Below are 12,848 nucleotides of genomic sequence, written 5' to 3' on the forward strand. Positions count from 1 at the left end.
AGAAAGAAATAGAAAGGAAATCCAATGGCAAATCATTTCCGTGTGGACCGGGTTGGAATGGAAATCAAGCGCGAAGTCAATGAGATTTTGCAAAAGAAAGTCCGCGATCCGCGTGTCCAAGGTGTGACCATCACTGATGTGCAAATGCTGGGTGATTTATCAATGGCCAAGGTCTACTATACTATTATGAGTGATCTAGCATCAGATAATCAAAAAGCACAGTTGGGACTTGAAAAAGCAACTGGAACCATCAAACGTGAGTTGGGCCACAATTTAAAAATGTATAAAATCCCAGACTTGACCTTTGTAAAAGATCAGTCAATTGAATATGGTAACAAGATTGACCAAATGTTGCGGGATTTGGATAAATAATAGGGAAAAGACCTTCTGTGGTCTTTTTTTCTTGTACAAAATAGTATAGTTTTTTCATTTTTTTTAAAAAAGGTCTTGTGACTTTGACGATTATTCTATAAAATATAAAAGGAATACTTCGAAAGAGGTTTTAGGAGGCAAAGAATGTCCATTAATTGGCAAGATATTATTTTTAACTTTTTAGGTGGTTTGGGACTATTTCTTTATAGTATCAAGATGATGGGGGATGGTCTACAACAAGCTGCTGGTGATCGCCTGCGTTATTTTATCGATAAATATACCAGCAATCCTATCTTAGGTATCCTGGTTGGAATTGGGATGACAGCACTTATCCAATCCAGCTCAGGTGTGACAGTTATCACTGTCGGTATGGTAAGTGCGGGGCTTCTGACCTTGCGCCAGGCCATCGGGATTGTCATGGGGGCCAATATCGGAACAACAGTGACTTCCTTCATCATTGGTTTTAAGCTGGGGGAATATGCCCTTCCAATTCTCTTTGTCGGGGCTGTTTGTATATTCTTTACTAAAAACCGTGCTATAAACAATATCGGTCGGATCCTCTTCGGGGTCGGAGGAATATTCTTTGCACTGAATCTGATGAGCGGAGCGATGGAACCTCTTAAGGATTTACAGGTCTTCAAAGATTATATGATTCAGCTCAGCAAAAATCCAGTCTTGGGAGTCTTTGTCGGAACAGGATTGACTTTGCTGATTCAGGCTTCATCTGCTACGATTGGTATCTTGCAAAATCTATATGCTAGTGATTTGATTAGTCTTCAAGGAGCCCTACCGGTGCTTTTTGGGGATAATATCGGGACGACCATAACAGCTATTATTGCTTCCTTGGGTGCTAATATTGCTGCCAAACGTGTTGCAGCATCTCATGTGCTTTTTAACGTTTTTGGGACCTTGGTCTGTCTACTCTTTCTTGGGGCCTTTACCAATATGGTTCAGTGGTTCCAATCGACCTTGCATCTATCGCCTGAGATGACGATTGCTTTCTCTCATGGTGCCTTCAACATTACCAATACCATTCTTCAATTCCCACTGATTGGTTTTCTTGCTTATATAGTGACCAAACTAATCCCTGGTGAAGATGAGGTTGTTAAGTACGAACCTCTGTATCTGGATAAGATCTTGATCAAGCAAGCACCGTCACTAGCCTTAGGAAATGCGAAGAAAGAATTACTTCATTTGGGAAGCTACGCTGTTAAATCTTTTGAACTGTCCTATGATTATTTGATCAACCATACTGAAAAATCTGCAGACAAGGGTCATAAGACAGAAGGAGCCATCAATGCTATTGACGAAGAATTAACGCGTTATCTCATTGATCTTTCTGGAGAACAGCTGAATCAAAAGGAAAGTGAAGTCTTAACCAATATCTTAGACTCTTCTCGAGATTTGGAGAGAATTGGGGACCACGGTGAAGCCTTGCTCCAACTGACAGACTACCTGATCAAGAAAAAGGTTATCTTTTCAGAAGCTGCCTTGGAAGAATTAGAAACGATTTACCAAATGACCTTGAATTTTGTCAAGGATGCCTTGCAATCGGTCGAAGATAATAATATTGAACTGGCTGACAGTCTAGAAGAGAAGCATACAAAAATTGACCAGCTGGAGCGTAAGCTTAGGAAGACCCACATTTCTCGTCTCAACCGCGGAGAATGTACACCACAAGCTGGGGTCAACTTTATTGATATCATTTCTCACTATACAAGGGTTGCGGACCATGCTATGAATTTGGTTGAAAAGGTCCAAGCAGAACAAATTTAGACAGGAAAAGCTTCCTGTCTTTTTAATATAATAATTTTTTGTAAAATAGGTCTATACCATTTACAAATAAATGGGAAAGGTTTATAATATAGATGACATAATCAATGAGTACCAAATAGGGAGAAATTTAGTCTATTTGGACAAAATCTGGAGGTTATATTATGCCTAAATATATTAAAGCTGATCAGTTTTTCTATCCTCAAGGGATCCGTCAAGGTGGTTATTTAGAAATCAAAGATGGCAAATTTGGAAAGTTGGTCAAAGAAGTTCCTGCTGATGCTGAAGTGATTGATTACACTGGTTATTCTATTGCACCTGGTCTAGTAGATACCCACATTCATGGCTTTGGCGGAGTGGATGTCATGGACAATAACATCGAGGGCACCCTACATACCATGAGTGATGGTCTTTTGACAACAGGGGTTACGAGCTTTTTACCAACTACTTTGACTTCGTCTTATGAGCTTTTACTGGCTGTGACAGAAAATATCGGTGCCCGCTACAAAGAGGCTACTGGTGCCAAGATTCGTGGTCTATATTTTGAAGGACCTTATTTCACAGAGAAATACAAGGGAGCGCAAAATCCTTCCTACATGAAAGATCCTCGTATGGATGAATTTCGTGCTTGGCAAAAGGCCTCAAATGGCTTGCTGAATAAGATTGCCCTTGCGCCTGAACGGAATGGTGTCGAAGAATTTGTTCGCACGATTACTGACGAAGGTGTGACAGTAGCACTTGGCCACTCAGATGCAACCTTTGATCAAGCTAAGGCAGCAGTGGAAGCTGGTGCTAGCGTATGGGTACATGCCTATAACGGTATGCGTGGCTTGACACACCGGGAGCTAGGTATGGTTGGTGCCATGTATGAGCTTCCTCATACCTACGCAGAATTAATCTGTGATGGCCACCATGTGGATCCTAAGGCTTGCGATATTCTGATCAAGCAAAAAGGCCATGAAAATATCGCTCTGATAACAGACTGTATGACAGCAGGCGGTCTGGAAGACGGTGATTATATGCTGGGTGAATTTCCAGTCGTTGTGGCCGATGGGACTGCCCGCCTTAAATCAACAGGCAACTTAGCTGGTTCAATCTTGAAATTAAAAGATGGCTTGAAGAATGTTGTTAAATGGGGCATTGCCAATCCTCACCAAGCCGTCATGATGGCTAGCCTGATTCCGGCTAAGTCTGTTCATATTGATGATGTTTGCGGTCAGATCAAAGAAGGTTATGATGCGGACTTTATCGTTTTAAATGATGATTTGGACTTGATTGCCACATACTTGGATGGTGAGAAAAGGTTTGAAGCCTAATATACAAAAGAAAAGTCTCCTAAATATTTAAAGAAAGAACAGGTGAGCCTGTTCTTTCTGCTTTTAAAAACTAAGAAAATAAATTTGAATCAATAAGAAATGATGTATTCATGATATAATGATATCAACGAAATAAACAGGAGTGAAACATGAAAAAGATTGATTATAAATTTACTCTCATGGGTGTGGTCTTTCTTCTTTTTGGCTTAGCGATGAGTCGTATTTTGATGATTGTCGCTGGAGCCGCCTTTATCATCTATAGTTTTATCAGCAAGGGCATGGCTCCGACCAAGAAAAATATCTTCAAACCAGGGCCTATAGTCCCTAAGAAGAAAAAGAAGGACTAGGTTGGATAATAGACGACTATTTCTCAACAGAGCTGTTTAGCTCTTTGAGGCTCACATAAATAATAGACGGAGGATACCTATGAAAACTTACCTTTTAAACAACGGCGTGAGAATCCCAGTGCTTGGCTTTGGTACATGGAAGGCTAAGGATGGTGAAGAAGCCTATCAGGCAACATTAGCCGCTCTCAAGGCAGGCTATCGTCACATTGATACGGCAGCTATCTATAAGAACGAAGAAAGTGTCGGACGGGCAATCAATGACAGTGGCATTCTGCGGGAGGAGCTCTTCATCACGACCAAGCTTTGGAATGACAACCATACTTATGAGGAGGCTCAGGAGGCCTTTGCCCAATCAATGGAGCGGTTGGGACTGGACTATCTGGACCTCTACCTCATTCACTGGCCAAATCCTAAAGCTTTGAGAGAAAAGGATGCTTGGAAAAAGCGCAATGAAGAAGTCTGGCGTGCCATGGAAGATCTCTATGAGGCTGGGAAGATTCGTGCGATCGGCGTCAGCAATTTCTTGCCTCATCACTTAGAAGCCCTGCTTGAGACAGCGCGCATAAGACCAGCAGTCAATCAAATCCGCCTAGCGCCAGGTGTCTATCAGACAGAGGCGGTGAACTTCTGCCGTGAACGCAATATTTTACTGGAAGCTTGGGGACCATTTGGCCAAGGTGAGCTCTTCCAAAATCCTGACGTACAAGCTGTGGCGGACAAGTATGGCAAGACTATTGCTCAAATCACTCTAGCGTGGAGCTTGCAGGAGGGCTTCCTACCCCTGCCTAAGTCGGTCACTCCGAGCCGGATTGCCAGCAATCTGGATTGCTTTGACATTGAGCTTGATGCAGCAGACTTAGAAGTCCTCAAAAATATCAGTGGCCTGGCCGGTGGCGCGCCAAATCCTGATGTAATGGATTTTTAAATGAAAATCCGATTTTATCGAAGCTCAGATAGAGAGGCCTTGCAGTCTTACCAATTAACGGACTTGAGATTTACCAGCCATCCTAAGGAGGCTGTCACTGACTTAGAAAATCGCTATGCCATCTTGGGCCTTGTAGAAGATCAAATCGTAACCTTTCTGCTCTTGGATGCTGGAGAAGAGAAGTACACCTATGGCGGTCAGCCAGATAGCCTGCTCCTTCGTAGCTTTTCAACGGATGAAGACTTTCGGATACGAGGCTACGGTAGTCAGACGCTGAAGCTCTTGCCTGATTTCATAAGAGAGCATCTACCTATGTATAAAAGTATCATCCTAGGCGTCAATGAGAGAAATCAAGTCGCTTCCTATCTCTATCGAGAGACCGGCTTTAGCAAACAGCCCCAGCGTATATTAGGACCAGCAGGCTGGCAGGAAGTCTATGAATTAAAAATATAAAATCATCCCCAGTTTGAAAAGAGCTGGGGATTTTCTTACCAGGCCATGGAAACGCTATAAAATCAAGCCTTTCTATGCTATAATGAAACATAGAAGAATAAAGTGAAAATCCTCATGTAAAGCAAAAGGAAATCAAATGAAAACAAGCCAGGAATTAGAAATTGAAAAACAGTTGATCCAGCAGTTGGCATCTGGAGAAAGCCAGTGGACCTATCGGAAAGATCTCAAGACAGAGGACCAGTTGTGGAAGAATTTTTTTGAGAAATTAGCTCAAAATAATGTCGCCATGTTAGCGGATCATCCCTTGACTGATCAAGAAAAACACCAAATCAAGAACCAGCTTAACTTTGTCAGCTATTATGAAGCAGCTAAGTGGCTTGCTGGTGAAAATGGCATCGCCAAGGTTGAAGTTCAACGTGAGGATGCCAGTCTAGGGACTATCCGCTTAGCGGTCATCTGGCGGGACAATATCGCAGCTGGTAAGTCGAGCTACGAAGTGGTCAACCAAGTCGAACGTGACAAGGCCTATCCGCTAGACCAGGATCGACGGCTCGATACGACCCTTCTGATCAATGGCCTGCCTCTCATCCATATCGAACTCAAGAGTCCACGAGTGGCCTTTCTAGATGCCTTTCACCAGATCAAAAAGTACGACCGTGAAGGTAAGTTCCGGGGCATTTACTCGAGCTTACAGATGTTTGTCGTGACCAATAAGGTCGACACACGCTACATTGCTGCAGCCCGTGAAAGTAAGCTAAACAAGCAATTCTTGACCAAGTGGGTGGACAAGGACAACCAACCCATGATCGATCTCAACAGCTTTGCTCATGAGGTCCTCTCTATCCCTCGGGCCCACCAAATGGTCATGCAGTACTCGGTCATCGACGATAGCAAGAAAGCCCTCATCCTCCTGCGTCCCTACCAGATCCATGCCATCGAAGCTGTACAGGAAGCCTCCCGCCGTCAGGAGTCAGGATATATCTGGCATACGACCGGATCAGGCAAGACCCTGACCTCTTACAAGGTGGCTCGCAATCTCTTGCAGATTCCTGCTATCCAAAAGACCATCTTTGTCGTTGACCGCAGAGACCTGGACCAGCAGACGACCTCGTCCTTCCTCTCTTATGCGGCCAATGATGTCATCGACATCGACGAGACGGACAATACCCATGAGCTGGTCAAGCGCCTAGGGGGTAATGACAAGCGCGTGGTGGTCACAACCATCCAGAAAATCACGACCATGATGCGCAAGTTTGAAGAAGGGAAGTACCAGCGGGATGCTGGGAAGATCAAGGACCTGCGCGTGGCCTTTGTCGTGGATGAGTGCCACCGAGCTGTCACCCCACAAACGCAAAAGGAAATCAAGGCCTACTTCAAGAACTCTCTCTGGTATGGCTTTACAGGGACTCCGATCTTTAAGGAAAACAAACGCAAGCAAGTGGGAGATCTGGCTCAGACCACCCACCAACAGTATGGTGATCGCCTACATGAATACACGGTCAAGGAAGCCATCCATGATGGAGCGGTTTTGGGCTTTAAGGTAGACTACCGCAATACCATTATTTCAGATCTGCTAGAAGAAGAGATCCCAGACCAGGCCTATGAGGACAAGGAGCACATGCTAGAGGTCCTCGATGCCATCCTCAATAAGAGTCAGCAACAGCTCAATATCCCTAAAGGGGTTGGAAAGACCTATGAAGCTATTTTGACGGTCAAGTCCATCCCACGAGCACAGGCCTATTATAATCTGCTCAAGAGCATACTTGCTAGCAAGGAGCGGGTCAAAGTCTCCGAGCGGGTCAAACGCCACCTACCAGATTTTCCAAAATTCACCATCACCTACTCAGTGTCTGAAAATGAGGAAGAGTCCATTGGCTACCAAGACCACATGAAGCAGGTCATGGAGGACTACAACCAAGAGTTTGGAACGCATTTTAGCCTAGCGGATCAGCGAGGCTTTAACACCGATGTCAACAATCGCCTAGCTAGAAAGCAGGACAAGTATCTCTACCGCAACGAGCAGTTGGATTTGGTCATCGTGGTTGATCGTCTCTTGACCGGCTTTGATGCTCCTTGTCTTTCTACACTCTTTATCGATCGCAAGCCCATGCGCCCACAGGACTTGATCCAGGCCTTCAGCCGGACCAATCGGATCTTTGATGACAAGAAGCACTTCGGCCATATCATCACCTTCCAGCGCCCTCAGGCCTTTAAGGAATCTGTCGACAATGCCCTCAAGCTCTACTCCAATGGAGGAGAAAATGAGGTTTTGGCTCCAAGCTGGGAAGAAGAAAAAAGCAACTTTCTATCAGCTTGCGGAGAATTTCAAGCTCAAATTACGGATCATGAAGAAGAAGGAATTGCTATCGAGCAAGCTAGCACGGCTCAGCTACGTAAAATAGCGAAATCTTACCAAGCCTTTGATAAATATCTGGCCTCTATCCGCGTCTATAATGAATACAAAGAAGAAGAGATTTACCAAGAGACTGGCTTGACGAATGCCAAGCTAGAAAGCTACCTAGGTCTCTATCAAAATATTCTAGCAGAGCTTAAAAGCCGTGTAGATGACGATGATCAAGATGATCCGCTGGATATCCACTATGAGCTTGAGTCTGTCCAGGTCGATGAGATCAACTATGCCTATATCTTGACTCTCATCCAGAGTATGATCCAGCAGGATGACAATGTAGCAGAGCCTCTTAGTGACAAGGATATTGCTGCCGTGGATGGTTATATCCAAGGCTTGAATAGGACCAATCCAGGACTTGCGACAATCATCCAAAATCTTTGGACAGAAGTGCAAGCAAATCCAAAACTCTATCGTGGTTTATCCATCACAGGTGTCTTAGATAACATGATTGAGACAGTGATTGATAAACATATCTCTAACTTTGTCAGAAAATGGTATGTCGGAGAGGACGAGCTTCGCTACTATATCCAGCACTACCGCAAAGGCGCCAAAAAGCAAACAGGTGAAAGCCAGCTGACTAAGAGCCAACGCTATAAAGACTATAAAGTAGAAGTAGCAGACGCCCTCAACCCACTCAGCTACAAAAAACAAATCAAAGAAGCCTATACCCAACTGATCGAAGAGGTGATTGAACCATTGAGGGTTGGGAGGTAGGAAAACTTTGGAGGAAAAATGGCAGATACAATATTAATTTTAGGAAATGGATTTGATTTGTCCATGGGACGAAAAACGAGTTATAGTGATTTCGCAGAATTTGCTAATAACTTATTTCCTATTACAGATATTCAGTTGAAAAAATTCCTTGATGAAAATAATATTAACATTGAGGAATATAGAGATAATTTTTATCTTAGATTTATAAATGAGAATAGAACTACCCTTGGAGAAAATTGGTCAAATCTGGAAATCATGATTTCACAACTTGCCGAAGCAATTGATTTTTATAGATCAAACCCTGATTCGATATATTATAGTAGTGAAAATACCTTAAGGATAATTTATCCTGATAAGTTTCGTAAAGAACTAGTTTCTCAAGAAAATTTTGCGTCAAAAATATTTGTGGCTGAAATATTTTATAAAATGTTCACTATTTTTGGTTGGGCTAGACTAGAAAGAAGGATGGCAATATCAGAATTAAATGAGCTTTTTATATCCCATTTAGAATTACTGACAAATCTTTTAGAAATATACCTTTCTTACAGAGACTATATAGATTTTGAAATTGATAAAATATCCCCAGTAGAAACTGCATTGAATGCTATAACTGATATTTCAGAGTCGTATGTAATTAGTTTCAATTATACTCATACTCCATATAAACTTTATAGAATTCCTAAAGAAAATACTCACTATATTCACGGGGAAATTGATTTAAGTAGACATAAATCGGAAATTAATACGATGGTTTTCGGAATTGAGGATAAAGAAATTGATGTTAATAGCAGTTTGATACCTTATCAAAAGTATTATCAAAGAATTGTAAAAGAAACTGGTAGTGAATATTTAGACTTTCTTAAGCCAAGACATGCGGAAGATTTATACGGTGGATTAAAGAAAAAAAATATTATTGTTTTTGGACATTCAGTTGACCCACTAGATAAGGAAATTTTTCAAAATTGTTTTGCTTTAACAAGTCACTATACTTACAATTACCGATTTATTTTTACATACTATAACGAGTCTGCTAAACGGTCTATCGTTAAGAATTTGGCTATCATTCTAGGGAAAGATAAACTTGTCGAATTAACTGGGAATAAAAATGTTGTCTTCGTTAAAAGTGGCGATGTTGATGGGATGAAAGAAGTTCTATTGGATTAAATAATTTTTTAATAATAGGCAAGTTGCAATAATATTATTAACACCTGATACTTAAGGGAAATGGCAATAAATGGATAATATAATTACATTGATAGGGGCTTTACTAGGTGCTGGCGTAGCGGTGTATGTTGCAAAGCTTCAAAATAAGCAGCAACTTAAACAGCTACAAGATGAACATAAGTTACAACGAGAATTTTTTGAAAAACAAGAAGAGAACGAAAGAGAACGTATTTTCTTACAGTATACAATTGAGCGGGCAGAACGTTCATATGAGATATTGAGTGATATAAGAACTGCTAAAAATTTATTTGCAGATTCAATATTTGAATTGGTGAAGATGCTTCCTAAAGAAATAGAATCAGACGAAGATATTGAGTTTGAAAAGTTTTTTCCTTTACTATATTCAGATTATTTGCTACCTAAATATGATTCAATTATAAAATTAAAAGATTTGTTATTACTGACGCTGGTTATACAAGATGATATTGAACTATCTAGATTGAAAGGTGAGGTTCGTAAGGAAGTTTCAATTTTTGTAGACTATCATAAAAGAATAAGTCAAGTGAAGAATTTTGAAGATTATAAAGAAGTCGCTGAAGACTTTATGAAAAAATCTCAATTAACTGAAAAATGTGATGAATTAAGGACTTATTTAACGAAGTATATAACAGAAACTACATTTAGGTTAGTTTCTCCAGAGAAAATGGCAGAAAAAATAGTAAAACAAGAATATAATGTATCTAATTTAAAATTTAAAATAGTAAGAAAGCAGGATAGTGATGGAGAAACCAAAAATTAGGTTCTTTAAAAATAAACATTCATGGGTAAGAAATACGTTTGAAGAGATAGCAAAAAGGAGAACTAAAAGTTCTGACAACCCTGATTTACCAAGAATTGAATATCAAGATATAATTTCTGGAGAAGGGAGATTGAACAAAGATTTAAGTAAAAATATTGATTGTCGCAAAGGAATAGTGTTTGAAACGAATGATATTCTATATGGGAAGTTACGTCCATATTTAAAAAATTGGCTACACCCAAATTTTAATGGTATTGCAATAGGAGATTTTTGGGTATTGCAGGCAAGAAATTGTGATTCAAATTTTTTATTTTCATTAGTACAATCGCCAAAATTTCAAAGAGTTGCAAATGATACATCTGGAACAAAGATGCCACGTTCTGATTGGAAGACAGTTTCACAGACAGAGTTTAGTATTCCTACTTCTAATGAGGAACAATCCGCCATCGGCTCCCTCTTTCGCACTCTCGACGACCTTCTGGCTAGCTACAAGGACAATCTTGCTAACTACCAATCTCTGAAGGCGACTATGCTCTCAAAGATGTTTCCAGAAGCTGGACAGACTGTTCCTGAGATACGTTTGAATGGGTTTGATGCTGAGTGGGAGAAAACTACTTTAGAAAAATCTACAGATCGTGTAAAATCTTACTCTTTGTCAAGAGATGTTGAGACGAATCAAGATACAGGTCTAAAGTACATACATTATGGTGATATTCATCTAGGAAAAGTTTCTATGATAGATGATGGAAATTCAATTCCATATATTAAAACTGATACAAAATTAAGTGAATTTCTACAGCAGGGAGATTTAATTTTCGCGGATGCTTCAGAAGATTACAAAGGAATTGCAGAAGTTGCAGTAGTTGTTGATGCTCTATCAGAAAAAATAGTTGCAGGCCTTCATACGATAGCTGTTAGACCTCAGTCAATTTTTGATTCAATTTTCTTATATTATATGTTTAAAACTCAAACGTTTAGGAAATATGGTTACAAAGTTGGTACAGGTATGAAAGTTTTTGGAATAAGCCCCTCAAACTTAATGAAATATGAATTTTACTATCCTGATAAGAAAGAACAACAAGCCATTGGTGCTTACTTCTCAAACCTCGATAACCTCATCAATTCTCACCAAGAAAAAATTTCTCAGCTTGAAACACTCAAAAAGAAACTCTTGCAGGATATGTTTATATAGAATCTTGTTATGAAAAAATTTAAAAGATTATGTTTGTCATTTTGTTTATCAATTTGTTCTTTTTCGCCAGGTTTAGTCTTGTATCTATTTACTATAGACATTTTTCCCTCACATGATACTTATGTATGTAGTTTTCTAAAAATAGGAGTGTTGACTTTCCTGATGCTTTCTTTTTCTTTTGGAGTCTTACAGTATTTGATAAGATTCAAGGAAGCGAATGATACTGCTCAAGTTGAAAGTATACAGCCGGTAGAAAATGAAATCATTCCAACTTACTTAGGCCTTTTTGTAATTATGCTGGGTTTAGGTGAATTAACTTTCTTATATCAGATTGTAGTAATAGTCCTCATTTTTCTAATATGGTGGATTCTTATGGAGAGATCGTATTATTTTAATTTGATATGGTTACTCTCATATCGTTATTACAGAGTCACTGATAAAAACGGTAATGTCTTTATTATTTATAGCAAGAAAAAAGATGTTAAAGAGACTGGGACTATAGAAGGTCTAGTTAGAATAAACAATTTTACATTTTTGGAGAAGGGATAATATGTTTTTAGTAAAAGTAGGTCAAATATATAGAAAATTGGAGAATTCGGATGATATTTCAGAATTAGTTGCTCCGGAGATTGATCCTGAAAATAGTAGAGAATTTGATCCAGAAATAAAATTAGAACATGATGAATGGTTCTATGTTGAAATTGATGATTCGCATATGTCTATGGTCAAAGAATATGAAGATAAATTTTTAAATACCGCGGGTCTAAATGATGTGAATGAAGCAGAGTTCTCAAAAATTGACTTGATTTTTCGTAAAGTTGAAAATGATGGTTTAGTTTTTCAAAAAATTACACAATCAAAGAGACTGGTTGATAAGTCAATCTTGAAATGGAGACGTAGAAAAGCTGAGAGAACAATTATTGAAAATGGTATAGAATTAAAATCTGAGAACGATGCCTATTTTGATGGAAATAATAAATTGTACTTTAGAAGTTTTAGGACGATTCATAGTCTATTCAAAGGTATTGATGATTATTACCGTATAGCTAGTCTTGCAGAAGTTGATGAATTAAAAAGAATTGATTTAGTTACTTTCTCAGATTTTGAAATTAAATCTAATAATTTGAAAATGGTGGCAATTCTAAAAGATGATGAAATTGACCTATCTGATACCTCAATAATTAGCACCTTATTAACATCATATGAACAATATCCAGAGCAGGATTTCAAGGTTTCAGAAGGAAAATTTATTATTGATACCAACAAACGATTGACAAGTTTCTTGAAATTGGCGTTAGGGAGATTATATACTAATCCAATTACAAGTCATCAGATGGAAGCCAGCTCTGCTAGGCGATTACGGAAGAAGGAAAACTGAAGTAA

12 protein-coding genes are annotated in these 12,848 nt (G+C 39.4%); all 12 read left to right on the plus strand.

Features of this window, described 5'->3' with window-relative positions; genetic code table 11:
• Positions 1-24: 24 nt before the first annotated feature.
• A complete protein-coding gene (gene rbfA, locus AWH02_RS05660; RefSeq protein WP_008808551.1) occupies positions 25-372 on the plus strand; it encodes a 30S ribosome-binding factor RbfA in 348 nt (115 codons plus the stop codon).
• Positions 373-516: 144 nt separating this feature from the next.
• Complete coding sequence (locus AWH02_RS05665; RefSeq protein ID WP_060552967.1) at positions 517-2,148, plus strand: Na/Pi cotransporter family protein; 1,632 nt, start codon at positions 517-519, stop codon at positions 2,146-2,148.
• Between the two features lie 161 nt (positions 2,149-2,309).
• The gene (gene nagA / locus AWH02_RS05670; protein ID WP_045505890.1) at positions 2,310-3,461 is read left to right on the plus strand and encodes an N-acetylglucosamine-6-phosphate deacetylase; all 1,152 of its coding nucleotides are present in this window, start codon (positions 2,310-2,312) and stop codon (positions 3,459-3,461) included.
• Between the two features lie 149 nt (positions 3,462-3,610).
• Entirely contained in the window at positions 3,611-3,808 is a 198-nt protein-coding gene (locus AWH02_RS05675) for a hypothetical protein (protein ID WP_008808554.1), read from the plus strand.
• Positions 3,809-3,887: 79 nt separating this feature from the next.
• Positions 3,888-4,733, plus strand: a complete 846-nt coding sequence (locus AWH02_RS05680) for an aldo/keto reductase (RefSeq protein ID WP_060552966.1) — start codon at positions 3,888-3,890, stop codon at positions 4,731-4,733.
• Positions 4,734-5,186 (plus strand): GNAT family N-acetyltransferase, encoded by a 453-nt coding sequence (locus AWH02_RS05685; protein ID WP_060552965.1) that lies wholly within the window; start codon positions 4,734-4,736, stop codon positions 5,184-5,186.
• 136 nt (positions 5,187-5,322) lie between these two features.
• The gene (locus AWH02_RS05690) at positions 5,323-8,310 is read left to right on the plus strand and encodes a type I restriction endonuclease subunit R (RefSeq protein WP_060552964.1); all 2,988 of its coding nucleotides are present in this window, start codon (positions 5,323-5,325) and stop codon (positions 8,308-8,310) included.
• A gap of 18 nt (positions 8,311-8,328) precedes the next feature.
• Positions 8,329-9,474: an AbiH family protein gene (locus AWH02_RS05695; RefSeq protein WP_060552963.1), complete on the plus strand. Its 1,146-nt coding sequence runs from the start codon at positions 8,329-8,331 to the stop codon at positions 9,472-9,474.
• Between the two features lie 70 nt (positions 9,475-9,544).
• Positions 9,545-10,273, plus strand: a complete 729-nt coding sequence (locus AWH02_RS05700; RefSeq protein WP_060552962.1) for a hypothetical protein — start codon at positions 9,545-9,547, stop codon at positions 10,271-10,273.
• The gene (locus AWH02_RS11175) at positions 10,254-11,465 is read left to right on the plus strand and encodes a restriction endonuclease subunit S (RefSeq protein ID WP_223358661.1); all 1,212 of its coding nucleotides are present in this window, start codon (positions 10,254-10,256) and stop codon (positions 11,463-11,465) included. Before AWH02_RS05700 ends, AWH02_RS11175 begins: the two co-directional genes overlap by 20 nt.
• A gap of 9 nt (positions 11,466-11,474) precedes the next feature.
• Complete coding sequence (locus AWH02_RS05710; protein WP_060552961.1) at positions 11,475-12,014, plus strand: hypothetical protein; 540 nt, start codon at positions 11,475-11,477, stop codon at positions 12,012-12,014.
• Between the two features lies 1 nt (position 12,015).
• Positions 12,016-12,843 carry a hypothetical protein gene (locus AWH02_RS05715; protein WP_060552960.1) on the plus strand — a complete coding sequence of 276 codons (828 nt, stop codon included), beginning with the start codon at positions 12,016-12,018 and terminating at the stop codon, positions 12,841-12,843.
• Positions 12,844-12,848: the final 5 nt, after the last annotated feature.

Origin of the sequence: Streptococcus gordonii (assembly GCF_001553855.1) — a bacterium.
GTDB classification, from domain to species: Bacteria; Bacillota; Bacilli; order Lactobacillales; family Streptococcaceae; genus Streptococcus; species Streptococcus gordonii.